The 25,440-nt window shown below is 38.7% G+C and carries 19 protein-coding genes and 3 tRNA genes; 5 read left to right on the forward strand and 17 right to left on the reverse strand.

All coding sequences use genetic code 11. The features are described 5' to 3' along the window. Positions 1-74: 74 nt before the first annotated feature. Complete coding sequence (locus JGE69_RS06755) at positions 75-1,532, forward strand: lipase family protein (protein ID WP_199113007.1); 1,458 nt, start codon at positions 75-77, stop codon at positions 1,530-1,532. Between the two features lie 113 nt (positions 1,533-1,645). Beyond that, on the forward strand, positions 1,646-1,846 hold the full coding sequence (locus JGE69_RS06760) for a hypothetical protein (protein ID WP_039759004.1): 201 nt from the start codon (positions 1,646-1,648) through the stop codon (positions 1,844-1,846). Between the two features lie 4 nt (positions 1,847-1,850). Here JGE69_RS06760 and JGE69_RS06765 read toward each other — a convergent pair whose 3' ends face one another. The 6 genes from JGE69_RS06765 to JGE69_RS06790 all read right to left on the reverse strand — a co-directional run bounded on the left by JGE69_RS06765 (position 1,851) and on the right by JGE69_RS06790 (position 4,444). After that, a complete protein-coding gene (locus tag JGE69_RS06765) occupies positions 1,851-2,294 on the reverse strand; it encodes a DUF2726 domain-containing protein (RefSeq protein ID WP_005068176.1) in 444 nt (147 codons plus the stop codon). A 56-nt stretch (positions 2,295-2,350) separates the two neighbouring features. After that, positions 2,351-2,426, reverse strand: a tRNA-Asn gene (locus JGE69_RS06770). Positions 2,427-2,607: 181 nt separating this feature from the next. Further along, positions 2,608-2,683, reverse strand: a tRNA-Asn gene (locus tag JGE69_RS06775). Positions 2,684-2,691: 8 nt separating this feature from the next. Further along, positions 2,692-2,767: transfer RNA gene (locus tag JGE69_RS06780), tRNA-Asn, on the reverse strand. A 146-nt stretch (positions 2,768-2,913) separates the two neighbouring features. Beyond that, on the reverse strand, positions 2,914-3,540 hold the full coding sequence (locus tag JGE69_RS06785) for a superoxide dismutase (RefSeq protein ID WP_000208083.1): 627 nt from the start codon (positions 3,538-3,540) through the stop codon (positions 2,914-2,916). A 145-nt stretch (positions 3,541-3,685) separates the two neighbouring features. Then, on the reverse strand, positions 3,686-4,444 hold the full coding sequence (locus JGE69_RS06790) for a Nif3-like dinuclear metal center hexameric protein (protein ID WP_199113005.1): 759 nt from the start codon (positions 4,442-4,444) through the stop codon (positions 3,686-3,688). 194 nt (positions 4,445-4,638) lie between these two features. Here JGE69_RS06790 and JGE69_RS06795 point away from each other — a divergent pair, with 194 nt between their 5' ends. Continuing rightward, positions 4,639-5,814, forward strand: coding sequence for a S1C family serine protease (locus JGE69_RS06795; RefSeq protein ID WP_005068179.1), 1,176 nt, complete (start codon positions 4,639-4,641; stop codon positions 5,812-5,814). A 42-nt stretch (positions 5,815-5,856) separates the two neighbouring features. Here JGE69_RS06795 and JGE69_RS06800 read toward each other — a convergent pair whose 3' ends face one another. The 6 genes from JGE69_RS06800 to ahcY form a co-directional block, all read right to left on the reverse strand. Next, positions 5,857-7,095 (reverse strand): multifunctional CCA addition/repair protein, encoded by a 1,239-nt coding sequence (locus JGE69_RS06800; RefSeq protein ID WP_017398614.1) that lies wholly within the window; start codon positions 7,093-7,095, stop codon positions 5,857-5,859. Positions 7,096-7,186: 91 nt separating this feature from the next. Then, positions 7,187-9,457 carry an NADP-dependent malic enzyme gene (locus JGE69_RS06805; protein WP_002118176.1) on the reverse strand — a complete coding sequence of 757 codons (2,271 nt, stop codon included), beginning with the start codon at positions 9,455-9,457 and terminating at the stop codon, positions 7,187-7,189. 236 nt (positions 9,458-9,693) lie between these two features. Next, the gene (locus JGE69_RS06810; protein ID WP_199113003.1) at positions 9,694-12,546 is read right to left on the reverse strand and encodes a putative bifunctional diguanylate cyclase/phosphodiesterase; all 2,853 of its coding nucleotides are present in this window, start codon (positions 12,544-12,546) and stop codon (positions 9,694-9,696) included. A 134-nt stretch (positions 12,547-12,680) separates the two neighbouring features. Beyond that, positions 12,681-13,403 (reverse strand): 16S rRNA (uracil(1498)-N(3))-methyltransferase, encoded by a 723-nt coding sequence (locus tag JGE69_RS06815; RefSeq protein WP_199113001.1) that lies wholly within the window; start codon positions 13,401-13,403, stop codon positions 12,681-12,683. Between the two features lie 18 nt (positions 13,404-13,421). Then, positions 13,422-14,258, reverse strand: a complete 837-nt coding sequence (gene metF / locus JGE69_RS06820) for a methylenetetrahydrofolate reductase [NAD(P)H] (protein WP_101663076.1) — start codon at positions 14,256-14,258, stop codon at positions 13,422-13,424. A gap of 70 nt (positions 14,259-14,328) precedes the next feature. Then, positions 14,329-15,711 (reverse strand): adenosylhomocysteinase, encoded by a 1,383-nt coding sequence (gene ahcY / locus JGE69_RS06825; RefSeq protein ID WP_032035703.1) that lies wholly within the window; start codon positions 15,709-15,711, stop codon positions 14,329-14,331. A gap of 221 nt (positions 15,712-15,932) precedes the next feature. On the opposite strand from ahcY, the gene JGE69_RS06830 reads away from it, so the two are divergent. Beyond that, positions 15,933-16,469 (forward strand): cysteine peptidase family C39 domain-containing protein, encoded by a 537-nt coding sequence (locus tag JGE69_RS06830; protein ID WP_199112999.1) that lies wholly within the window; start codon positions 15,933-15,935, stop codon positions 16,467-16,469. A gap of 36 nt (positions 16,470-16,505) precedes the next feature. On the opposite strand, the gene JGE69_RS06835 is transcribed toward JGE69_RS06830, so the two are convergent. The 3 genes from JGE69_RS06835 to lipA all read right to left on the reverse strand — a co-directional run bounded on the left by JGE69_RS06835 (position 16,506) and on the right by lipA (position 20,750). Continuing rightward, positions 16,506-16,889 (reverse strand): carboxymuconolactone decarboxylase family protein, encoded by a 384-nt coding sequence (locus JGE69_RS06835; RefSeq protein WP_000043120.1) that lies wholly within the window; start codon positions 16,887-16,889, stop codon positions 16,506-16,508. Positions 16,890-16,995: 106 nt separating this feature from the next. Continuing rightward, on the reverse strand, positions 16,996-19,458 hold the full coding sequence (locus JGE69_RS06840; RefSeq protein ID WP_199112997.1) for an acyl-CoA dehydrogenase: 2,463 nt from the start codon (positions 19,456-19,458) through the stop codon (positions 16,996-16,998). Between the two features lie 278 nt (positions 19,459-19,736). Then, positions 19,737-20,750, reverse strand: a complete 1,014-nt coding sequence (lipA, locus tag JGE69_RS06845) for a lipoyl synthase (protein ID WP_002118167.1) — start codon at positions 20,748-20,750, stop codon at positions 19,737-19,739. 196 nt (positions 20,751-20,946) lie between these two features. Here lipA and sthA point away from each other — a divergent pair, with 196 nt between their 5' ends. Continuing rightward, positions 20,947-22,359, forward strand: a complete 1,413-nt coding sequence (gene sthA / locus JGE69_RS06850) for a Si-specific NAD(P)(+) transhydrogenase (RefSeq protein ID WP_002118117.1) — start codon at positions 20,947-20,949, stop codon at positions 22,357-22,359. Positions 22,360-22,602: 243 nt separating this feature from the next. On the opposite strand, the gene JGE69_RS06855 is transcribed toward sthA, so the two are convergent. Both JGE69_RS06855 and JGE69_RS06860 read right to left on the reverse strand, forming a co-directional pair. Then, positions 22,603-23,817 carry an MFS transporter gene (locus tag JGE69_RS06855; protein WP_199112995.1) on the reverse strand — a complete coding sequence of 405 codons (1,215 nt, stop codon included), beginning with the start codon at positions 23,815-23,817 and terminating at the stop codon, positions 22,603-22,605. 168 nt (positions 23,818-23,985) lie between these two features. Continuing rightward, positions 23,986-25,332 (reverse strand): MFS transporter, encoded by a 1,347-nt coding sequence (locus JGE69_RS06860; RefSeq protein ID WP_199112993.1) that lies wholly within the window; start codon positions 25,330-25,332, stop codon positions 23,986-23,988. Positions 25,333-25,440 lie beyond the last annotated feature (108 nt).

Here is a 25,440-nt window from a genome sequence, read left to right on the forward strand (position 1 = left end):
AGAGCACTTTTTTTATGTCTTAATATTTGTGCATAAAAATATGCGGAATAAATAACACATAAAAAGGATATTCTATGAAACGGTCAAAAATTGCTTTAGCTATAACATTATCAATTTCAGCACTATTTCTTACAGCGTGTAATGACGATGATGATCACTATACAGGGATAGACACAAATAAAGCTTATGTCTCAGAAAGTAATTACGCGATTGATAAAGTTGATAATGCTTCAACGATCAAAGTAATGACTTATAACATGGCAAATGTTCAAGGAAAAACAGCAACTGCTACAGCAATGGTATTGTTTCCAAAAGCAACACAACCGAAAGATGGTTATCGTGTAGTGGTATGGGAACATGGAACTGTTGGGGTGGGTGATGGTTGTGCGCCAAGCAAAAATGCTATTAATCCGCGATTTAAAATTCTTGCTGAGTCCTTATTAGCAGCAGGTTATGTGATTGTGGCACCAGATTATGAGGGTTTAGGCACACCAGGGGTACATCCGTACTTAAACTTATCTAGCGAAGCAAAATCAGCATTAGCTGCAGTTAAAGCAGTAAAAGAGCATTATGGTGCTCAGTTAAAAGGTGATTGGATGTCGATTGGTCAGTCTCAAGGTGGCCATGCATCATTGGGTACTGCTGAGTTTGCTAATACGGATGTAAGTTATAAAGGTGCGGTAGCCGGAGCACCTGCATCAAGCTTAGGAACAATCATTCAAATTTATATTGATCCTGCAATGAATCAAGATAGTAATTTTGCAGTTAGTAAGCTAGATCAGGCAATTAGAGCGCGTAGACAGATTGATGCAGCGATTGCTGCAGGGCAAATGTCTCCAAATGATCCACTGGCGCTTGCTGTACCTACAATTGATAAAACTGCAGAAGGATATGCCGAATTGTTAGCATATGCCGCTTTTGCTAGTGCAGGGATTAAAGCACAGCAACCAGACTATGATTTTAAAGCAATTTTTACGTCAGGAGCGGCTGACATTGCAGAATTGGCTTATGGTCGTACAGGGGATGATGGTGCTTGTTTAAGTTATCCTACACCTGATAGTGCAAACGGCCTGCAAGAGAAATTTAAAGCGGGAATCTTAGCTTTCTTGGCTGACCCTACACATCAAATTACCCAGTACGGTATTGATCTAAATAAATTTAAAGCAGATCAAGTTGTTCAACGCTTCTTGACTGCTACTCAACCTGCAACGAATGCTACTGCTGAGAAAGTTATTAAAACACCGGTATTTATTATTCAAGGCGAAAAAGATCAAGCGGTATTGCCTGTGGTAACGCAAGTCTTATTTGATAAAATGAAAGCGAATGCTTTGAAGTTTTTCCCACAAGCAGGCTATGATAAAGGCTATAACTTAACAATTGTACCGAATGCAACTCATACACAAGCAATCGTATGTCAAAATGCCAATGCTGTAGATTTCATTCAAGCTAATATGTCAGCGGGTACGGGTATTGTGCTGACTGATGCACAAAAAGATGCCAGCCAAAGTCCACACTGCACAGGAAAATTCTAAGATTTATTTGTTGAATTAGAAAATAGCTTTAGAAAAAGAGCCACTTTATAGTGGCTCTTTTTGTTATATTGTTACGCATTCTGAAATTGATACTATTTGAGTTTGAAAAACTTATGAGCCAGCAACCTGTTGAAAAAAAATCTGTTCCTTGGTTATTAATGGGGTTAGGTTTACTTATTCCTTTACTAATTATTGGAATACTTTTCTTGGCTGCAAAAAGTGATGCTAAGAATAAAAAACAATATGAACAGCAGCGTTTAGAGATGGCAAAAAGAATAGCTGAGAAAGAAGCTGCAAACTCTGAAACAAAATAGCTTGTTAATGAATATCCTTTTGTAATTGGCGTACAGTAGGAATATTTGTGTAACGCTTTACAAGGTAGCCTGCTTCAGTGAGCATTTGATCACGAATACGGTCTTCTTCTACTTTTTCAAGATGAGTCGGGTCATCTAGCTCAATAATGGCCATTACTTCCATCTTGTCGTTTAGCACGACAAAGTCAGTAACTTTACGATTGAACTGACTACGAATTTTATAGTCATTACTGGTAATTAAAGCGCTAAAAGCCACTTGTGCTAACACATGATAATTTGGAAAACTTTGTTTTAAACGTATAAACATTTGAGTTTCAAAGTTTGTAATGACAGGGCGAGCAAAGAATTTTTGTTTTGGAAATAAATAAGGGCGTAAACAAACAAGAAGAAAAATACAGGTGCTTACGCAACCTAAAACAATAAAAAATAAGTGACTCGATTCGAACATGTGAAGGCATCATACAAATAAAAACCCACTCATGATGAGTGGGTTTTTAAGAATCTTGGCTCTCCCACCTGGGCTCGAACCAGGGACCTGCGGATTAACAGTCCGTCGCTCTACCGACTGAGCTATGGGAGAATCTGGAAAAGGATTTTAGGCAGGAAAGAGGGCTGGGTCAAGCCTTAATAACAGAATTAGAGTGAATATCTAATCGTTTGGTTTAAAAATACTCGAAACATTGATTTTGTTCAAAATAATGAAAAATTATTAAATCATCAGAAAAGAAAAAACCCGCAATAAATGCGGGCTTTTAGAATCTTGGCTCTCCCACCTGGGCTCGAACCAGGGACCTGCGGATTAACAGTCCGTCGCTCTACCGACTGAGCTATGGGAGATTAGTAGATGGCTCTCCAACCTGGGCTCGAACCAGGGACCTGCGGATTAACAGTCCGTCGCTCTACCGACTGAGCTATTGGAGAATCTGATGCGCATTTTATGGATGAAATCTAAAAGCGTCAATAAGAATATTAAAGAAAATGAATCGTTTGCTTGATTAATATGCTTTTGCTGTATTAAAAATAAAAAAACCACCCAAAATAGGGTGGTTTTTCATAAAGAAATAAAATTATTTCTCTACACCAGCTGGTTGGCCTGCAAGTTTTGCATTTGCATAGTCCCAGTTCACAAGGCTTTCTAAGAAAGTTGCGATGTATTTAGGACGTAAGTTACGGAAATCGATGTAGTAAGCATGTTCCCATACGTCAATTGTTAAAACAGCAATTTGACCATGTGCAAGTGGAGTGTCTGCATTAGAAGTTTTAGTAATAGATAATTTACCATTTACTTCATCAGCAACTAACCAAGCCCAACCTGAACCAAATTGAGTTGTTGCAGCAGCAGTAAATTCTTCTGCAAACTTTTCGTAGCTACCAAAAGCTTCGTCAATTTTAGCAGCGATTGCGCCAGTAGGCTTACCACCACCATTTGGCTTCATGCTGTTCCAGTAGAAAGTGTGATTCCAAACTTGAGCAGCATTGTTGAAAATACCAGCTTTAGATGCATCACCAGCAGTCGCTTTAATGATTTCTTCTAAAGTTTTACCTTCAAGGTCAGTCCCTTTGATTAAGTTGTTTAAGTTAACAACATAGGTATTGTGGTGTTTATCGTGATGGTATTCTAAAGTTTCTTTACTAATATGTGGCGCTAAATCATCATAGCCATATGGAAGTGCAGGTAAAGTAATGGTTGTCATGTTCCTATTCCTTGCATTTGCTGGGTTATACAATTAAGTGGCTCTATTGTAAATGATTCTGGTCACAATAGGGCACCGTTTTAAAGAACTATACACAATAAAGATCTAATTAATACGCATAACACAGATTGAAAAAAAGACTTAATTAAATCGGATTATTCAATTCAAAATATTCAGCTTCAATTGAAAACTGTTTTGAGATCGCTTGCGCCAAACGCTGAACTCCATAACGCTCAGTAGCATGGTGACCACAGGCAAAATAGTGAACACCTAATTCTTTTGCTTCATAAAAAGTTCGTTCACTGACTTCACCTGAAATGTAAGCATCACAATTTTGCAAAGCAGCTTTAGCAATAAAATCTTGAGCGCCACCTGTACAGAAGCCTACTTTTTGAATGCTTTGCTTTTCTGCTGGCAAATGAATTACCTTAAAATCAAAACTGTTTTGTAGTTTTGTTTTAAATTCATCCACAGAAACTGCTTGCTCTAAGTAACCAATATTACCAATCGGATGTTTTTCGGTTAAATCGAGTGGTTCTAAATTCTTCAAGTTTAGTTTTTCTGCAATGGCTACATTGTTGCCCAAAGTTGGGTGGGCATCTAAAGGTAGATGATAAGCGACTAATGAAATATTATTTTGAATGAGTTTTTTAATGCGGTTACCTCGCATTCCTGTAATTGGATATGGTTCGCCCTTCCAAAAATAACCATGATGTACGATTAATAAATCTGCATTTTGAGCAATTGCTGCATCAATCGCATCTTCGGAAGCAGTAACCGCACAAACAATACGCTTTACTTCAGTTGAACCTTCAATTTGCAGGCCATTTGGTGCGTAATCTTTAAATTCTGCCGCTTTTAAGGTTTGGTCGCACCACTGAATAATTTCATGCAAATTTGCCATGATATTTCCTGAATTGAGTAGTAAATAATTGCTAAAGCTATAGAAACATATTTTGTTGTGTAACTAAAGCTAGACAAATCTTTTTTGACTTTTTTATGTATATCGACATATTTAATTTAAAATGCTTAACTGAAAACTCTTTTTGTTCAATATATTAATTTAATTAAAAACTTCTTTGCGTAGAGGATATGAACGTGCGCCGCACCTTTACATGGTTACCTTGGGTGTTACTTATTATTGTAATTGCCAGTTTTATTGCATGGCAAAAATACCATCAGCCGAAACCAACTGTTGCAGTTGATGGGGTGCAAATGCCTGCTGAGAAAGTTGAACCACTCGTTGATACTTCGCGAGCGGGCGGGGTGGTATCTTATAGCGCTGCAGTAAAAGTTGCAGCGCCAGCAGTTGTTAATATTTTTACGACCCAGAAAGTTAAACAAAATCATCCATTATTAAGTGATCCGGTCTTCCGCGAATTTTTTGGAAATCAGGTTCCTGAACAACAACAGCAAAATGAAAATAGCTTAGGCTCTGGGGTTATTGTACGAGCTGATGGTTATATTCTGACCAATAATCATGTAATTGCTCAAGCTGATCAGATTGTAGTTGCATTACATGACGGCCGTCGTGCAGAAGCAACGATTGTTGGAACAGACCCTGATACTGATTTAGCCGTAATTAAAATCGATTTAGATAAATTACCTGTATTGCCATTTAAGTTGAGTGGTAATGAAGTAGGTGATGTGGTCTTAGCAATTGGTAACCCATTTGGCGTAGGCCAAACGGTAACTCAAGGTATTATTTCTGCGACTGAACGCTCTGATTTAGGCATTAATACCTATGAAGACTTTATCCAAACAGACGCCGCAATTAACCCAGGTAACTCTGGTGGAGCATTAATTGATGTGGCTGGGAATTTAATTGGTGTAAATACTGCTATTTTCTCTCAGTCAGGTGGTTCTTTAGGAATTGGTTTTGCAATTCCCGCTAAAGTTTGCCAACAAGTTTTAAACTCAATTTTGAAAGATGGCCGAGTAGTCCGTGGATGGTTAGGTATTAGTTTAGTACCACCTACACAAGAAGATGTATTAGCACCTAAACAGCAAATTGGGGTGGTGGTTGCAGATGTCTTGAAAAATGGCCCAGCTGCATCAGCAGGTATTAAGATTGGCGATAAAATTATTCAGGTGAATAATCAACAAATCACTTCAGCATCTCATTTGATTAATTACGTTGCATTACAAGCGCCTAACAGCGAAATTAATGTAATGGTCGAGCGAGATGGGAAGCAACAAAACTTTGTGGTGACAGTAGGGGAAAGAAAAAACCAAAATACTCAATCACAATTTATACCACTGCCTAAACAGTAAAGATAAAAAAGCCTCGTAATGAGGCTTTTTTCTTGGTGTTAATTAAGTATGAGACAGTGCTTGATGCTGATGTTTGAACTCAGTTAAAGCATCAATACGGTACTGAATGAGCATTTCACCAATCTCCGCACCTTTAATGTTTTCAGGTAAATCCTGAACTTTAATAGAGCGAACGATTTGCATCGCATCTAACATGTACTGAGCTTGTGGATAAGGTCGGTCTTCTAAACCTAATCTTCCTTTAGCATCACATTCACATGCTTGTACAAAAGCTTCAACTCTCTCAGGACGACGTAATACATCTAGACGCTGTAATAGACGCCATACAGTTCCTGGTTTTAACGACATAATTTGATGACATTTTAGATGTTCTTTACACACTGATAATGCCAACTGTCGAGTTTGAGTTGGAACTTTTAAACGTTCACATAATTCGGTAACGGGTTTCACTCCACGTTCTTCATGCATGATATGGCGCGGAAGTTCGTTAGCTGGAGTTAATGCTTTACCCAAATCATGTACTAATACAGCAAATCGAACATCAAGCGAATAGTTTGATTTACAAGCTTGCTGTAACGACATTAAGGTATGTATACCGCAGTCCACTTCAGGGTGATATTCAGGGCGCTGTGGTACACCAAATAATGCGTCAATTTCAGGGAAAAGATGTTTCAACGCCCCACAGTCACGTAATGTCTGAAAATAAACATCCGCATGATCTTCTAAAAGTGCGCGAGAAGTCTCTTTCCATACACGTTCTGGTGTTAAGGCATCAAGCTCACCTGATTCGGCCATGGTTTGCATAAGCTGCATTGTCTCTGGCGCAATCTGAAAACCATATGAAGAATAGCGAGCCGCAAAGCGTGCAACACGTAAAACACGTAAAGGGTCTTCAGCAAAAGCTTCTGAAACATGACGCAAAGTTTTATTTTCTAAATCGGTTTGACCACCATATGGATCGTATAATTTGCCATCTTGATCCATTGCTATGGCATTGATGGTTAAATCACGGCGAATTAAATCTTCTTCTAAACTTACTGTGGTATCGGTAAAAAATTGAAAGCCGTGGTAGCCTTTACCAGATTTTCTTTCAGTACGTGCAAGTGCATATTCTTCTTTCGTTTCGGGATGAAGAAACACAGGAAAATCTTTGCCTACAGGTTGAAAACCTTGGGCGAGCATGTGTTCCGGCGTTGCACCGACAACAACATAATCTTTTTCTTGATAGGGATGCCCAAGTAAAAAATCACGGACGGCACCGCCTACTAAATACACTTGCATGAAAAAACCTCTATTCTTCAAGCAATCATGCTACAGAATAGAGGTTTTCTCAAGTCATTAGAGATGCTTTTCGTAAAAAGCAGTTTCTAAATTACTTTTCTTGTTGTTGGATTTCAGCAACAGTTAAAGCAGTCATATTGATAAGACGACGAGTTGTTGCTGTAGGTGTCAAAATATGAACAGGTTTTGCTGCACCAAGTAAAATTGGACCAATAGTAACGTTGTTACCAGAAGTTGCTTTCAACAAGTTAAATGAAATATTTGCTGCATCTAGGTTTGGCATAATGAGCAAGTTTGCCGAACCTTTGAAACGTGAGCCAGGGAATGCAAATTGACGAATGTTTTCGTCTAATGCTGCATCACCGTGCATTTCACCTTCAACTTCAAGCTCAGGAGCTTGCTCAGATAAAATACGATAAACTTCACGCATTTTTTGAGCACTTGAGTCAGTCTGGTCACTACCAAAACTTGAATGAGAAAGCAGGGCTACACGCGGAGTAATACCAAAACGACGTACTTCTTCAGCTGCTAAAATAGTCATTTCAGCAAGTTGTTCAGCAGTCGGGTTTGTATTTACGTATGTATCAGCAATAAACAAGTTACGATCTTCAAGCATTAATGCATTTAAGGTGAAGAAGTTATTCATACCTTCTTTTAGACCGATGACATTGCGTACAAAGTCAAGGTGAATGTTATAGCTACTGTAAGTACCACATAACATACCGTCTGCTTTACCGAATTTAACCAGTAGAGATGCAATTAATGTTGAACGGCGACGTGCTTCACGTTGAGCATATTCAACAGTAATACCTTTGCGTTGCATAGTTTGATAGTAGTCTTTCCAAAACTCTTCATACATCGGGTTTTGTTCTTGATCTACAATCTCAATGTTTACGCCATGTTGTAAACGTAAGCCTAATTTTTTGATATTAGCTTCAATTACAGCAGTACGACCTACTAAAATTGGTTTAGCTAAATCTTCATCAACTGCGATTTGCACTGCACGTAATACGCGCTCATCTTCACCTTCAGCATATGCGATGCGTTTAGGATCAGTTTTTGCTTGAGCAAAAATCGGTTTCATCAAGAATGCAGAGTTATAAACAAACTCAGATAATTTTTGACGGTATGCAGAGAAATCTTCGATCGGACGAGTTGCAACACCTGAATCCATTGCAGCTTTAGCAACAGCAGGGGCAATTTCTAAAATTAAACGTTGATCAAGTGGACGTGGAATTAAGTAGTCACGGCCAAATGAAGCAGATTTTTCGCCATAAGTTGCTGCATCTGCTTCTACGTGTGCCATACGTGCAATTGCATGTACACATGCAATTTTCATGTCTTCATTAATTGTTGTTGCACCAACGTCAAGCGCACCACGGAAAATGTAAGGGAAACATAATGCGTTGTTTACTTGGTTTGGATAGTCAGAACGACCAGTTGCCATGATTACATCAGGACGTACTTCATGTGCATGTTCAGGTAAAATTTCTGGATCTGGGTTTGCCAAAGCAAAAATAATAGGGTTCTCAGCCATCTGTTTCACCATTTCTTTGGTGAGAATACCAGCAGCAGAAAGACCCAAGAACATATCAGCACCAGCCATTACTTCATGTAACTGAGTTGCTTTAATGTCTTGAACATAACGTTTTTTCGATTCATCCAAGCCTTCACGTGAAGTAGTGAGTAGACCGCGAGAATCGGCAACAATAATATTTTCTTTATTTACGCCTAAAGCACAAAGTAAATCTAAACAAGAAAGGGCAGCAGCGCCTGCGCCTGAAGCTACAATTTTGATTTCATCAATTTTCTTATTTACAAGTTGCAATGCGTTAAGCAAAGCTGAACCTACAATGATACTTGTACCGTGTTGATCGTCATGGAATACAGGAATTTTCATGCGTTCGCGAAGTTTCTTTTCGATATAGAAACATTCTGGCGCTTTAATATCTTCGAGGTTGATACCACCGAAAGTTGGCTCAAGAGAGGCAACAATATCTACAATTTTATCTGGATCGTTTTCTGCAATTTCGATGTCAAATACGTCAACACCAGCAAACTTTTTGAAGAGTACGCCTTTACCTTCCATTACAGGTTTAGACGCTAATGGTCCAATATTACCTAAACCAAGAACAGCTGTACCGTTACTGACTACGGCAACCAAGTTTCCGCGAGCTGTATATTTAGCAGCAGCAGATGGATCACGTTCAATCTCTAAACATGGCGCAGCAACTCCTGGTGAGTAGGCTAGAGCCAAATCTCGTTGGTTGACAAGTTGCTTACTTGGGGTGACGCTGATTTTCCCTGGGTTTGGATATTCATGGTAATTTAAAGCGGCCTGTTTTAAAGATTGATCGTCCATCTGAGTCTCTATTTGATACAAAAAAGCAAACTAGTCAAATTGCTCATTTAGGGAGAGGCAACTCACTTCTTTAACTACGCTTTAATTTTTACCAATTAAGAGAATAGTAGACGAATTGCCAATAGCCCCGTGGTGAGCTAAATGCTAAAGAATATAACACTACTTCTTTATTTCTCACAGTCAAAAACGCTCATTTTTGGAAAAAGCAGCATAGGTAAAATAGATGATTGGAACAATTAAGAAATATGCGGATTTGTTTGTAGATAAGGAATAATCTGCTCTGCAGGAATAGGGCGACTAAAGAAATAGCCTTGTAAAAAATCACATTGCTGTTTTTGTAGATAGGTGACTTGTTGTTTTGTTTCTACACCTTCAGCAACTAGTTTAAGTCCCATACTTTTACCCATCGCGATCATTGCATTTACAATTGCTTCTTGTTTGTGGTCACCAATTTTAGAAATAAAAGCACGATCAATTTTTAATACATCAATTGGGTACTCTGTCAGATAGGCTAAAGAGGAATAACCCGTACCAAAATCATCTAAAGCAATTGAGATATCTCGTTGTTTTATCGCGCGTAATAGTGTTTTTACATTGGCAGTATTGTCTAAAAGGGCTGACTCTGTAATTTCAAGTTCGAGATCTGAACCTTGAATATTATATTTTTGCAAAACCTCATCTAAGTCGTTGAGTAATAAGCCTCGATGTATTTGTTGAGCGACAATATTTACAGAGACTTGAATATTGATATAACCAGCATTTTTCCACTCTTGGAGTTGCTTTCCAACCTTATCTAAAACAACTTTCCCAATATCTGAGATTAGGCTACTACGCTCAGCAAAAGGTATAAACATATTTGGCAGGATTAATCCTTTTTCAGGATGCTGCCAACGAATGAGTGCTTCAAAACCAATAATTGATTGATCGTGTAGATTAATTTTGGGCTGGTAATAAATGACAAATTCATCATTTTGAATGGCTTTACGTAATTCTTGCTCTAAATCGGCAGTTTTATATGAGTGATTTGTTTTATTGCAGTAATAGCAAATTGTATTACCACCTAAACGTTTTGCCTCGGAAAGAGCTTGCTCTGCATGATTGTTGAGATGATCAATTTGTCTGCCATGTTCAGGAAAACATGCAACACCGATAGATGCGGTAATAAAATATTCGTGATTATCAATGTAAAAAGGTGCATTCAGTGCTTGTAAAATATTTTGGCAATATTGTTCAACATTTGGATGAATTGGCGAAATTTCATAAATGATTGCAAAATCATCACTATTTAAATAGGCGACTAAAATCGCATTGATATTGATTAAGCGTAATCTTTGTGCGAACTGTTTAAGTAATTCATCACCACTATCATTATTTAAAAATTCATTGAAAGCTCGGAAGCGGTCAATATTTACCCGTATTAATGCTAGATTTTTAATGTTATATGAAGGGTTTACAAGATATTGATGTAATTGATTGTAGTAGTAAAGACGATTAGGCAGATGGGTGAGGCTATCGTAGTTTTTTAAGTAAGATAGGTGCTGCTCTTGGCGCTTTTGCTCAGTGAGGTCGCGTGCAAATCCAATATAATTGGTAATTTGATTGAATTCATCTTTGACCACATTGATATGCAACCATAAATATACGCTTTTGCCAGAACTAAACTTTTCATCAAACTGGCCCATATATTCTCCTGTCTCCAGAAGTTGTTGCGTTATTGATGTATGAAACTGTTGTTGTAATTCTTTTTGATTAATTGTAATGCTAAATAGTTCTTTACTCAGAAGCTCTGACTTGGAAAATCCGGTTAATTTTTCATAGTAGGGATTTACATCAATATAGTTTAGGTGCTCATCTAAAATAAATATTCCTTCCGCAGCTTGCTCGAGCACAATTGCAGATAGCCTTAGATGTTCTTGATCCTTTTTCTCTTGATGTATATCACGGGTCATTCCCACCATACGAAGCGCTTTTTGTGTCTTTGGATCTCTGGTGATGACACGGCCTACATCATGAATCCATCTCCAAGAACCATCTCGACGTAAAATTCGAAAGGTGATATTAAAATGATCTGTAACGCCTTCCAAATGTTGTTTTAAACGTTCATCAAAAAGTTTTTTATCGCTTGGGTGTATACGCTCTAATATCGTGTTGAGATGAATAACGGCGGTTTGAGTTTGTTTTTGTTGATCGAAAAACGTAATTTCTAATCTTTGACTTTCAATATCCCAATCCCAAGGTCGAATACCCGCAGTTTCATGTGCAAAAGCTAAATTATAGTGATGGCTTTCGAGTTGCTCATTCATTTTGGTGAGATCATAGGTACGTTCTCGTACTTTTTGCTCAAGCAAATGATTATTAAATTGAAGCTGGGCTTCAATATCTTTGGACTTATTCACTTCTTGTTGGAGTTGTACACATAATTCTTCAGCCCATTGGGTATGCTGGTCTGAAATTTGAACAAGCTGTTTGTTTTTTAATAATAATTGAGAGATCTTTTGGTAATTGCGTTGAGTTGCATATGCACAAAGCACAGTTGCTACAAAGGTGAGGTTATAGGCGAAATAAAAAGGTAGCTGAGTTATGGGATTATGTGTGAATTGAGCAATTAATAGAGGGAGGGTACTAGGAATAAATAAGAGATAAAAATATCGGGGTTGCTGTGTTAAAAAAGTAAGACCGATGATATGAGCCGAAGTAATAAATAAAGCAATTAAAATATGAGCATCTGGTAGCGCAATTAATTCAGTAGGTAGATAAAAATGAATAATTGTGACATTTATTCCAATTAAAATTCCTGAGAATAAACAAATACTTTGTAAGACACGATCAGCTTTTTTTGTAAAATCAATCGTGCGATAGTGAGTTAAAATATTTGGAATAAATAATAAGCTGACAAGAGCAACGACGGTAAGACCAATAGACAGGCTAAATATTGTTATTGTAGAGGAAAAATAGTAAGAAAAAATACCATATGAAATGAGGCACAGTAATATCAGGCTAATTAAATACCAGCGGATATATTGAGTTGAAAGTTTCAGCTGTTCAATTTTTGTTTGATGCTGTAGATATTCTTCCTGAAGCCCAGACATAAGATTTTTCTATCCTATTTTTTTACATATATACAGAAAGAATCTGATTTATCAGTGAAAAAGAATTTGAAATTTTATTCATACAATAAAAGTAAGTTAACTTTAAATAATGATTTAATCAATGTGCAGAGAACTTAGGGGGATAAAAATCGATAATTTAAAATAGACAAGGCAACAACAGGGGCAGTTTCTGTACGCAAAACTCGGTCGCCAATGCACCAGTTCATAAATCCAGCTTGATTGGCTTGGGTAATTTCATTTTCACTTAGCCCACCTTCTGGGCCAATCAATAAAGCAAGTTCAGGCTGTATGCCCGCCAATACATCTTTTTGTTCTTTTTCTGGTGCTAAAACAAATTTAGATTGTGGAAGCTCAGAAGAACTTAACCATTCATGAAGAGAAATAGGCGCTAATACTTCTGGAACCAAATTCAAGCCACATTGTTCACATGCTGCAATTGCAACAGCTTGCCAGTGATCTAATTTTTTTTGATCTCGATCGTATTTTAAGCGCATTTCACAACGCTCACTAGTTAGCAATTGAATCTGGCTTACACCTAATTCAGTGGCTTTCTGAATGGCATAATCCATTCGATCGCCTTTACTCATGACTTGACCTAAAACAGCTTTAAAAGGGGCATCACGGTTTGCAGGGTTAAAATCCTCAATTGTGACAAACGCATTTTTTTTATTAATTTCTGTCAAAGTCGCGAGATATTCCCCACCTTGTCCATTAAATAGAGTCGCTTGTTCTTGTAGTTGTGCACGTAAAACACGCACCCAATGATGGAATACTGATTCTGTCAGTTGAATTGTTGAGCCAACTGTAAGTTCAGTTTCGATAAAAAAACGGTTCATTGGGTACGCCTTACAAAATTAATTTAAACCAAGATCAACAACAAGTTGACGAGTTGGTTCGATTTGATTCATTGAATAGAAGTGTAAGCTTGGCGCACCACCTGCAATAAGGCGTTCACACAACTTAACAACAACTTCATGACCGAAAGCTTTAATACTTTCACTGTCATCACCATAGGCTTGTAATTGCTTACGGATCCAGCGAGGAATTTCAGCACCCGTACCGTCTGCAAAGCGAATTAAGTTACTTGCGTTGGTAATTGGCATGATTCCTGGAGCCACCGGAATGCTAATTCCAGCTTGCTCTAAACGCTCTATAAAATAAAAGTAGGAATCTGGATTAAAGAAGAATTGAGTAATCCCTGCATTGGCACCAGCTTGTACTTTTTCAATAAAACGTTGAATATCTGAATCAAGATTTTCAGCTTGAGGATGCATTTCTGGATAAGCTGCAACTTCAATATGAAAATGATCACCTGAGTGCTCACGAATAAAACGTACTAAATCCTGTGCGTAAGGAAGTTCCCCAAGTCCAACCTGACCAGAAGGTAAATCACCGCGTAAAGCAACAATACGGTTAATGCCTTGAGCTTTATATAAATCCAGTAACTCGGCAATACGAGCTTTATCATCACCAATACAAGAAAGGTGAGGTGCAACTGGTGTACCTTTACCATTGAAATCATCAATAGCAGCAAGAGTACGTTCGCGAGTAGAACCACCAGCCCCATAAGTAATTGAGAAAAACTCAGGGTTCAGAAGTTGTAATTCTTGGTGAACAATACGAAGTTTTTCAGCACCAGCATCAGTTTTTGGTGGAAAAAACTCAAAAGAAATAGGTGTACGTTTAGTCATGTCAAATCCTTGTAAACAGCGAAACATTTTAGAAAAAAGAGCAGTCGGTTCACCGTCTGCCCTTAAGTTCTTAGTATTTGTAAGCGTCAGACTTGAATGGCCCCTCAACAGCTACGCCTAAATAATCAGCTTGCTCTTGAGTTAACTGTGTAAGTACACCACCGAAACCTGCAACCATTGCAGCAGCAACTTCTTCGTCAAGTTTCTTAGGAAGAACTTCTACACGAATTTTTTCAGCTTTTTCACTTGCAGGAAGGTCAGCAAATTTCTCTTGGAATAAGTGAATTTGACCTAAAACTTGGTTAGCAAAAGAGCCATCCATTACACGTGATGGGTGACCAGTTGCATTACCTAGGTTTACAAGGCGACCTTCAGAAAGAAGGATAAGATAGTTATTTTCATCTTCTGAACGATAAACTTGGTGAACTTGTGGCTTAACTTCAACCCACTTGTAACCACGTAAATAAGCCGTGTCGATTTCCGTGTCGAAGTGACCGATGTTACATACAACTGCACCAGCTTTTAAGCTATCTAGCATTGCTGCATCGCACACGTGGTAGTTACCAGTTGTTGTTACAACAAGATCAGTGTTGCCAAGAAGATCTTGGTTAATATCTTCTTTTTTACCTGTTTGTACGCCGTTTTTGTATGGAGATACAACTTCATAGCCATCCATACATGCTTGCATTGCACAAATCGGGTCAACTTCAGTTACACGAACGATCATGCCTTCTTGACGTAAAGATTGAGCAGAACCTTTACCCACGTCACCATAACCAACTACAAGTGCACGACGGCCAGACAAAAGCATGTCAGTTGCACGTTTGATTGCGTCATTTAATGAGTGACGGCAACCATATTTGTTGTCGTTTTTAGATTTAGTGACTGAGTCATTTACGTTAATTGCAGGAACTTTCAAAGAACCGTCTTTCCACATTTCGATAAGACGTTGAACACCTGTTGTAGTTTCTTCGGTAATACCGTGAATACGTTCTAAAAGAGCAGGGTATTTTTCATGAACAAGAGCAGTTAAATCACCGCCATCGTCCAAGATCATGTTGGCATCCCAAGGTTGGCCATTTACATTGATCTGTTGCTCTAAACACCATACGTATTCTTCTTCAGTTTCACCTTTCCAAGCAAAAACTGGAATACCGCGAGCAGCAATTGCAGCAGCAGCATGGTCTTGAGTAGAGAAAATGTTACATGATGTCCAGCGTACTTCAGCACCTAATTCAACAAGCGTTTCAATAAGAACAGCTGTTTGAATGGTCATGTGAATACAACCAAGAATTTTTGCGCCAGCAAGTGGTTTAGAAGCTGCATAGCGTTTACGTAAGCCGATCAAAGCTGGCATTTCTGCTTCAGCAAGTTTGATTTCTTTACGGCCGTAATCAGCAAGAGAGATGTCAGCAACTTTGTAATCTGTAAATGAAGCATTAACCGCGTTCATCAGGATCTCCTAGGAAAAAATAGTATTGATCATTCTGTTCGCGGATGCCGTTGTTGGTTAAAACGAGTGTTTAACCGATCGTCGAGCCTGGCAAATTGATCTTTAGTGCCGATCAATTGTCGCAGCATCCCTCGACTAGCGAAACATTGTACTTGGAAAAGCTTTTAGTGCCAATCCAGTTTTGTTTATTATCTGCGTAATTATCACTTTAGATTCTAATTATGGCATTAAATATTCCCGAGTCCTTGGCAAGCCTAGAGTCAAACTGTGGCGTTTTTGCAGTTTGGATGTTGCTTCAGCATCATGGAATACAAATTGATGTGGTTGAGCTGATTAATGTTTGCCGACACGATGAAGGAGGCACTTATACTATTGCCTTAGCTGTTGCTTTAAAGAGACTAGGATTTGAAGTGTCATTTCATTCAGATGAGGATTCTAGCATTAGCCAAAGCGAACGCATGAGCTATAAAGAAGCAACGGTATTAAAAATTCCAACTGGACCAGCGCTGAGCTATCAAGATATTCAAGCTGCAATTCAAAACGGAAAAATGGTGATTGTGTACTACGATACTTTAGAAGGGGTTGGAAACCAGTCGCTCATTTATTCTATAGATCAAAATGAAATCTGCTTTTTTGATAGTTTTGAACCGATGTCAGCGGCAGTTTTTGAAAAGCAGCGTCAAGTAGAAGGGATTTGTCGTCAGGCTATTGTGATTGATGATCGTAATTTTCAGATGTATTCATCCAAATTGAATTAGATAAAAAGAGCCAGTAGAGTGCTGGCTCAATTGAAGTTATTTTTGTTGATATTCTTGAATCACTTCTAAAGCAGCGCGAAAAGCTTCTTGTGTAGCAGGGGCGCCGCAATATGGCAGGCTGTGTAATAAAGTTTCTTGAATCTCTTCAACTGTACAACCATTGTTGAGTGCACCACGAACATGGCCTTTGAGTTCGGTTGGTGATTTAAGTGCCGTGAGCATTGCTAAAGTAATTAATGAACGATATTTACGAGGTAGCACACCTTCACGTTGCCAAGTCGATCCCCATGCATGTTCATTAATCCAGTCTTGTAAAGGCTGGGTAAAGGGTACGGTATTTTCTTGGGCACGCTTTACAAAAGCTTCTCCCATCACTTCTGTGCGAACTTTTAATCCATTTTCGTAATCTTGCTTAGACATTAATTTCTCCTAAAAATAAAAGCGTCAATTGACGCTTTTATGGCTGTTTATTAATTAATGCGAATCAAGTGTGATTGCAATAGTGAATTAGTGGAGGCATCAGTCACTAAATTTGATGAGGGTTCGACAAAGGAAGATCTTTATTTAAATCTTCATCAAAAACATCGGTAAGCATGCTATCGAATCGAATTGCGTTGTATTGCAATAATTGTTGAGCTTCGCTTTCAGAAATAAAGCCTTCTTTTATCGCTTGTGCAATATTCTCTTCGAAAGTAAGTCCTGTAAATTTGCCTTTAGATTCAGCTTTTTTAAACTTATCCCAAAGTGGTTCAAGTGTTCGTAGAATTTGGAAAGCATGCTCTAAACGACCAGTTACATCATCGGCTTTGGTTGAATAAAATACGTGATGTTTAAGCTGTTCTCTGAAAGGGTGCTCTTGCATCATAAGTTCAGCGACTTGTTGTTTTAACTCATCATCTGGTTTTGAAATGACACGACCAAAAGGGAAACAGATCCATTTTACAAATGCTGCTGGAAGTTTAGCTGGGAAGTTTTCAAATAATCCCCAAAATGCTTCCTGAATATTCAAGAAAGCTTTTTGTAGCGCTAATTTAGCGTGAAGTTGTTCAGCTTCAGTTTTTTGTCCAGCTTCATAAAATTTTAAAATCGCAGTAGAAATAAAGAGGTGCGCGTGAATATCTGCCAAGCGGCCTGATAACATTTCTTTGCGTTTTAAGTCGCCTGCAAGTAAGCCAAGAGACATATCTGAAACAAGTGCGAAATTGGCACTAAAACGGTTAATCGTTTTATAGTAACTTGCAGTGAATTGATCTGCTGACTGAGGCGCATCGCTTGAGCCACCTGTCCAACCGTAGGCAAATGATCTAGCACCGCGGTTAAAGGTATAGGCTAAATGTTTAAATAACAAATCATCAAATTTTTTGACCGAGCTATTTTTATCTTCAGATTGCAGGAGTTGTAACTCTTCAAATAGATAAGGATGACAACGCATTGAGCCTTGACCAAAAATCATCAATGAACGGGTCAAAATATTTGCGCCTTCTACCGTAATAGCAATTGGAATTGCCTGATAGGTAAGGGCAAGGAAATTACGTGGCCCAAGTTGAATTGCACGTCCTCCAGCAATATCCATCCCATGATTGACAACTTTACGCATTGTTTCAGTTGCATAATATTTTGCCATGGCAGTCATCACGGCAGGTGTTCCACCTTGGTTTAGGCCACATGTCACTAAATAACGGAATGCTTCAAGCATATAGGCATCGCTGGCAATTTCACTTGTCGCTTCTTGTACGCCTTCAAATTTACCGACAGAAATATTAAATTGCTGGCGAATTTTCGCAAAAGCACCAACGGTTAAATAGCTCATTTCACCTGCGGCTGTGGCTAATGCTGGAAGGGAAATACCACGACCAACGCCTAAACATTCCATGAGCATACGCCAGCCTTTTCCAGCATTTTCTTGACCACCAATAATCCAGTCAATAGGAATAAAAACATCTTTTCCTTCTACTGTTCCATTCATAAATGGAGAGCCGGGATAATGACGTGCTCCTATTTTTACACCCGCATGGCTTGCAGGGATGAGTGCACAGGTAATACCGTATTCGGTTTTATTTTTATCGCCGAATAGACCTTCAGGGTCATAAAGTTTAAATGCTAGACCAACAACAGTTGCAATTGGTGCAAGCGTAATCCAGCGTTTAGAGAAATTCATTCTTAGCCCAAGAACTTGAGCACCTTCATATTCACCGTAACAAACAACGCCCGAATCTGGAATAGCGCCTGCATCTGAACCTGCTTCTGGGCTAGTTAAACCAAAGCATGGGATCTCTTCACCTTTAGCAAGGCCCGGTAAATATTGCTGCTTTTGTGCATCGGTACCGTAATGCATGAGTAGCTCACCCGGTCCTAACGAGTTTGGAACCATACAACTCACAGCTGTGGTGAGTGAGCGGGAAGCAATTTTGCTCATAATACGGCTTTGAGCAAATGAGCTAAATTCTTTACCCCCAAATGACTTTGGAATAATGAGGCCTAAAAAACCTTTATCTTTAATAAATTGCCAAACTTCTGGTGGTAGATCTTTTAAGTGATGATGGATCTCCCATTCATCTAGCATGCTACAAAGGAGCTCAACTTCATTGTCGATAAAACTTTGTTCTTCTGCTGACAAAGTTGGGTAGGGGTACTTTTCAAATTGTGACCAATCGGGTGCCCCCATAAATAATTCTTTTTCCCACCAACTGGTACCTGCCTCTAAAGCTTCTTGTTCAGTCGTACTGATACTTGGCATTGAGTTTGCTAAAGTTTTATATGCAGGTTGAGTAATCAGATTAAAGCGTAATGGTGCAAATAAAATAATGATACTAAGGGCAATAAGGGGAATACCTAAAAGAAGAGCCCATGGCGTTAATAGGAGTGCAGTAAGTATGGCTACAGCAATCGTAATAACACTACCAATGGTTCTGTTTAGATTAAAAAAGAAAATTGCCCATATTGCAAAAAGCTGAATGACAACGCTTAAAACAAAGAGTAGGAAAATCATACTTGCTCCTTGCTAGATAAGTCCTCAAGTTAGAAGTTACAAAAAGCGAGGAGAGATTTAAGGCTTAACTAGCTAATTTTTAATGCTGTTTAAATTTAATTTTTTATGTCGCAATTGATGTATATGCTAGAGCAGGGATATATCGTACTTTTAGGTATAAGATATTTTTAAGTGAAAGTGTAATGGGTTGTTTTATCGATTTGTCAAGAAATGTTATTGATTTTCTTATACAAATAAAAAGCCCTCTGGAGTAGAGGGCTTTTATAGATATTTAATTTTTAAGCTTCGACAACTTGAACAGCGATTTTTTTAGCTGGATCTACTTTGCGACGAACTTCCGGTACTGGTTCACCGTGGTATTGACGATCAGCAAAGTAACTTGAACGAACCATTGGTGCAGACCAAATATTTCTAAAGCCAAGTTTACGGCCATGTTCTGCATAACGTTCGAACTCTTCTGGTGTTACAAAGCGGTCAATTGGCGCGTGTTGTTTAGAAGGTTGTAAGTATTGACCAATAGTCACATAGTCAACATCGTGAGCACGCAAGTCATCAAGCAATGCAATAACTTCTTCTTCAGTTTCACCGATACCCACCATCAAACCACATTTTGTTGGGATATCAGGGCAATATTCTTTAAACATTTTTAATAAGTTTAAAGAATGTTGATAATCTGAACCTGGACGCATTGCTTTATATAGACGTGGCACGGTCTCAATGTTGTGGTTAAATACGTCTGGCGGACATTCAGTCATAATGCGTAAAGCAATATCCATACGTCCGCGGAAATCTGGTACTAAAATCTCAAGCAATGTATTTGGGCTTAGTGCACGAGCTTCTTTGATACAGTCCACAAAGTGTTGTGCACCGCCGTCAAGTAAGTCATCACGGTCAACCGAAGTAATTACTGCATATTTGAGCTTAAGATTAGCAATTGTCTCTGCCATGTGACGAGGTTCATCTGCATCGAGTGCATTTGGACGACCATGTGCTACATCACAGAAAGGGCAACGACGTGTACAAATATCACCCATGATCATGAATGTTGCTGTACCACCACCAAAACATTCTGGTAGGTTTGGACAAGCAGCTTCTTCACAAACGGTATGGAGTTTTTGAGCACGTAAAGTGGTTTTAATACGCTGAACTTCTTCTGGTGCCGTCATCTTGACACGAATCCAGTCAGGTTTACGCGGCACTTCAACCGTAGGTACAACTTTTACAGGAATTCTTGCGACTTTTTCTGCGCCACGAAGTTTTACACCCTGTTCAGGTTTACGGTGTTCTGACATATTTAACTTTTCCACTCGTTTATAGAGACATTGACATTGTATTATAGCGAACTTCTGCAGTTAATAGCGGAAAATAACTATTCATATAATAAATGTGGTTATTCAGAAATATAGGGTTGAGAAATACATAAATTCACCGCATATTAGCCATAATTTATTATAAAATATGGTCATTCAAGTGAGGAAGGAGCTTTCAATGCCACGTAAAAAAGAGGTCGTTAGTGGGAATTTCGTTAAATACGATGCGGTAGTTCTCGGTTCTGGACCTGCAGGTGAAGGCGCGGCAATGAAGCTTGCAAAAGCGGGTAAGCGTGTTGCAATTGTAGATGTGCGTGATCAACTGGGTGGTAACTGTGCACACGTTGGTACCATTCCAAGTAAAGCATTACGTCAAACAGTTTCTAGTATTATTCGCTATCAGCGTGATCCAATGTTTCAAAAAGTAGGTGAATGGAAACAGTTCACCATGAAACAGGTTTTGCGTAATGCACACAAAGTAATTCAACAACAGGTTGATACGCATACACGTTTTTACGATCGCAATAAAATCGGTGTATTCCACGGCCGTGCATATATTCAAGATAAAAATACAGTTTTAGTTTTTAGCCATGAAGGCATTAAAGAAACAATTATCTGTAAGCAAATCGTGATTGCTACAGGTAGTCGTCCTTATCATCCGCAAGGTTTAGACTTTGATCATCCTCGCGTATTCGATTCGGACAAAATCCTTGATCTTGATTATTCAATTCAAAAAATCATTATTTACGGCGCAGGTGTTATTGGCTGTGAATATGCCTCAATCTTTATTGGTCTAGATCATAAAGTTGACTTGATCAATACTCAGCAAAAACTATTAAGTTATCTAGATGATGAAATTGCTGATGCTTTGTCTTATCACTTACGTGAACAAGGTGTATTGATTCGTCACAATGAGCAAATGGATCATCTTGAAACGTTTGATGACCATGTTGTTTTACACTTACAAAGTGGTAAAAAGATTAAAGCCGATGCGATTCTTTGGTGTAACGGCCGTTCAGGTAACACAGAAGGCTTAGGTCTTGAAAATGTTGGCTTAGTACCAAATAACCGTGGTCAACTTTCAGTAAATGATCAATATCAAACTGAAGTTGAAAATATATATGCTGCTGGTGACGTGATTGGTTGGCCATCACTTGCTTCTGCTGCTTATGACCAAGGGCGCTGTGCTGGCGCAAACATGAGTGGTGAAGATGCGAAGCCAGTACGTGATATCCCAACAGGTATCTATACCATTCCAGAAATCTCATCAATTGGTAAAAATGAACAGGAATTAACGGAAGAGAAAATTCCGTATGAAGTAGGTCAAGCTTCTTTCCGTCATTTGGCTCGTGCACAAATCACTGGTGATACAGTGGGTGAGTTAAAAATTCTTTTCCACCGTGACACTATGGAAATTTTAGGTATTCACTGTTTTGGTAATAATGCTGCCGAAATTATCCACATTGGGCAAGCAGTTATGCACAGCCCAAACAATACCTTGAAATATTTTGTTGAAACGACGTTTAACTATCCAACAATGGCTGAAGCATATCGTGTAGCTGCACTTAATGGTATGAATCGTTTGTTTTGATTTTAAATAAGTTTTCCATAAAAAAGCCCGCAAATTTGCGGGCTTTTTTATTTTCATTAGACCATAGGTTTTTTATATTTTTATGACAATTTGCAGTATGCGTCTGGCTGTCTATATCTCTAGTGGGCACAAAATGCTTGATTGAAATATACAAATAAATCAGGAGTTTGTTTCCATAAAATGATTGAACAGGCCAGCAGAGTAATCACGAGCAAAGTCATAATTGTTTTCAAAAGTAAGGTATTATGCGTCATGAATAACAGCCTCCTCATTTACAAAGAAATGTACGATTACCCCTAATATACTCAATGCTATTGAACATAGCCAAATCGCATTGTAATTACCTGTTAAGTCATGGTTAACACCGCCAAGCCAACCGCCAAAGAAAGAACCGACTTGATGGGTGAAAAACACAATGCCGCTCAGCATTGAAAGATATTTAACACCAAACATATTTGCCACAATACCGTTGGTGAGCGGAACAGTGGAGAGCCATAAAAGGCCCATAATAATTCCAAAAGCATATACTGTATATGTGCTTAAAGGTAATAGTAAAAAAGCAATAATTGCGATGCCGCGGCTACCGTAAAGTGCCATTAATAATTTAGGTTTTGAGAATCGATCTCCTAGCCAACCCGCCCCATAAGTTCCCACAATATTAAATAGTCCTACTAGTGCCAGAAACACAGTACCTGTAGCTGCATCAAAGCCGTGATCGATTAAATAGCCCGGTAGATGAACACCTAAGAAGACCACCTGAAATCCACACACTAAAAAGCCTAAAGCTAACCACCAGAATGGCTTATGTTTTCTAGCAATATTCAGTACTTGTTTAAATGTGAGCTGAGGTTGAGTAATTGCTTTTGGTGTTTGATTGCTTGGCCCTTTTAGCATCCACGCTAGGGGAATGATAAGCGCAATTAACAACGCACTCACCATTAAAGCTGACGACCATCCTACCGTTTTAAGCAAGAGAAGAGTGGAAGGTAGCATAATAAACTGACCAAAAGAGCCTGATGCACTGGCAATACCCATTGCCATACTTCTTTTTTCTGGAGGGGCGGCTCGGCCTACTGCACTCAGTAAAACCGTAAAAGAGGTTGCTGATAAAGCTAAACCAATAATAAGACCTAAGCTTAAATTCAAAATGAGTACACTTGAACTAAAAGCCATTAAAAGTAGGCCTAGGGTATAAAGTAAGCCACCAACAACAACAACAACTTTACTGCCATATTTATCTGCAATTGCCCCGGTAAAAGGCTGAACAGCTCCCCAGATCAGATTCTGCATGGCTATCGCAAGACTAAAAACATGCTGTCCCCAGCCAAATTCATGGCTCATCGGTACAAGATAGAGACCGAAACCATGCCGTACACCGAGAGAAAGTGCCAGAATAATTGCACTGCCAATCAGCATATAGATGAGGGACTGAGAAAATTGGTTGCCAGTTTTAGTCATGATTAATGGAAAATTATAATAATGATGATTTATTGTAGAAGATATATCGAAAAATATCGATATAGACAGCACCAATATTTAAGAAGAATTAAAAAGTAAGTATGAGTTATATTCTTTTATAAAAAATAAGGGAGTAGAAAAAATTCTGATTTCTACTCCTTGTAAAAATTAAGCAGCAGAGTTACGTTCCAGTAAGGCTTGTTCAAAAAGAATTTGTTCTTTTGCTTTATGTTCTGTTGTAAAGCGAATCAAAATTACGCTACAGCCTGCAACTATAACCAGACCACCTAAAATAAACAGGCAAGTTTGAATATCAAGTAAACCCTTAAGCAAGAAACCAGCTGCGACAGCACCGACATTTCCGCCTGCACCAATAATTCCTGCGACACCACCTAATGCATTACGATCAATAAATGGTACGAGAGCATATGTCGCGCCACAAGCCATATGAGTAAACAGGGCAAAAATCGTCATAGAGATAATTGCAAGTGCAACGACATTCATTTGAGAAAAGAGAATTAAGAATAAACCTTCGCCCAAAATCATCAGTACCAGTACTTTCGTGCGGCCATCTAAACCTTTTTTGAGTGCGACTTTATCGGAAATAATACCACCAAGTGCACGAGCAAAGAGTGCAAGAAGGCCAAATATCCCCGCGGTTAAACCAGCAGTTTTTAAATCCATCTTGAACTGATCAACATAGTACATTGCTGCAACGTTATGGATAAAAATTTCAATACCGAAACATGCACCGTAAGCCACAAATAAAATCCAGACACGGTAGTTGCGAGCAGCTTGCATTAAAATAGCCACACCACCTTTTTTACCACTGCCAACTTCAATACCTTGTGCACGGACTTCTTTAAAGTTTCCTTGAGGGCAGTCTTGGGTTAATTTCCAGTAAAGAATGCCGACAATGACCATCATTAGGCCTGGTACGATTAATGCAACACGCCACCCCATAGTTTGCTCAACACCAAACATGACAATTGCGCCAAGTAACAAAGGCATTAAGGCTTGAGTTGCACCGCCACCAGCATTACCCCAACCAGCAGCAGCTGCATTTGCCGTGCCTACAACATTAGGCGCAAACATAACACTTGTATGGTATTGCGTAATAACAAAGCTTGCGCCAATTGCACCAATTAGTAAGCGGAAAAATAAAAAGGATTCATAACTGTTGGCAGCAGCAACACCAAATACAGGAATACTGCCAAGCAAGAGAAGAGCTGTATAGGTAATCCTCGGTCCATATTTATCACAAAGCGGACCGACAGCGAGTCGTACTAAAATCGTAATTGCAACGGCGGCAATATTGATATTGGCAATTTGATCTTTGGTTAAGCCGAACTCACCTTTAATCACTGGCATTAATGGTGCGCAAGCAAACCATGCGAAGAAGCACACAAAGAATGCGAGCCATGTCATATGGAAAGCGCGCATTGCAGGAGTAGAAAAGCTAAATAATTTTATTTCAGTTGCTTTTTTTGCATCTAGATTGATATTTGAAGACATACGCCGTCCCTCTGAACTGAACGAAATTTTAATTTGCATGGCAATTTATTGCCTATCTGCAGACCGATCAGAGCGGACATCGTTGGCCGTCTTGGTTTATTCATTGAA

Origin of the sequence: Acinetobacter sp. C13 (assembly GCF_016809775.1) — a bacterium.
Classification (GTDB): Bacteria; Pseudomonadota; Gammaproteobacteria; order Pseudomonadales; family Moraxellaceae; genus Acinetobacter; species Acinetobacter pittii.

Bases quoted from the DNA above. Each gene is read 5' to 3' on its own strand.
- JGE69_RS06755 (WP_199113007.1), top strand. From the start codon at position 75: ATGAAACGGTCAAAAATTGCTTTAGCTATAACATTATCAATTTCAGCA.
- JGE69_RS06760 (WP_039759004.1), top strand. From the start codon at position 1,646: ATGAGCCAGCAACCTGTTGAAAAAAAATCTGTTCCTTGGTTATTAATG.
- JGE69_RS06765 (WP_005068176.1), bottom strand. From the start codon at position 2,294: ATGTTCGAATCGAGTCACTTATTTTTTATTGTTTTAGGTTGCGTAAGC.
- JGE69_RS06785 (WP_000208083.1), bottom strand. From the start codon at position 3,540: ATGACAACCATTACTTTACCTGCACTTCCATATGGCTATGATGATTTA.
- JGE69_RS06790 (WP_199113005.1), bottom strand. From the start codon at position 4,444: ATGGCAAATTTGCATGAAATTATTCAGTGGTGCGACCAAACCTTAAAA.
- JGE69_RS06800 (WP_017398614.1), bottom strand. From the start codon at position 7,095: ATGCAAGTGTATTTAGTAGGCGGTGCCGTCCGTGATTTTTTACTTGGG.
- JGE69_RS06805 (WP_002118176.1), bottom strand. From the start codon at position 9,457: ATGGACGATCAATCTTTAAAACAGGCCGCTTTAAATTACCATGAATAT.
- JGE69_RS06810 (WP_199113003.1), bottom strand. From the start codon at position 12,546: ATGTCTGGGCTTCAGGAAGAATATCTACAGCATCAAACAAAAATTGAA.
- JGE69_RS06815 (WP_199113001.1), bottom strand. From the start codon at position 13,403: ATGAACCGTTTTTTTATCGAAACTGAACTTACAGTTGGCTCAACAATT.
- metF (WP_101663076.1), bottom strand. From the start codon at position 14,258: ATGACTAAACGTACACCTATTTCTTTTGAGTTTTTTCCACCAAAAACT.
- ahcY (WP_032035703.1), bottom strand. From the start codon at position 15,711: ATGAACGCGGTTAATGCTTCATTTACAGATTACAAAGTTGCTGACATC.
- JGE69_RS06830 (WP_199112999.1), top strand. From the start codon at position 15,933: ATGGCATTAAATATTCCCGAGTCCTTGGCAAGCCTAGAGTCAAACTGT.
- JGE69_RS06835 (WP_000043120.1), bottom strand. From the start codon at position 16,889: ATGTCTAAGCAAGATTACGAAAATGGATTAAAAGTTCGCACAGAAGTG.
- JGE69_RS06840 (WP_199112997.1), bottom strand. From the start codon at position 19,458: ATGATTTTCCTACTCTTTGTTTTAAGCGTTGTCATTCAGCTTTTTGCA.
- lipA (WP_002118167.1), bottom strand. From the start codon at position 20,750: ATGTCAGAACACCGTAAACCTGAACAGGGTGTAAAACTTCGTGGCGCA.
- sthA (WP_002118117.1), top strand. From the start codon at position 20,947: ATGCCACGTAAAAAAGAGGTCGTTAGTGGGAATTTCGTTAAATACGAT.
- JGE69_RS06855 (WP_199112995.1), bottom strand. From the start codon at position 23,817: ATGACTAAAACTGGCAACCAATTTTCTCAGTCCCTCATCTATATGCTG.
- JGE69_RS06860 (WP_199112993.1), bottom strand. From the start codon at position 25,332: ATGTCTTCAAATATCAATCTAGATGCAAAAAAAGCAACTGAAATAAAA.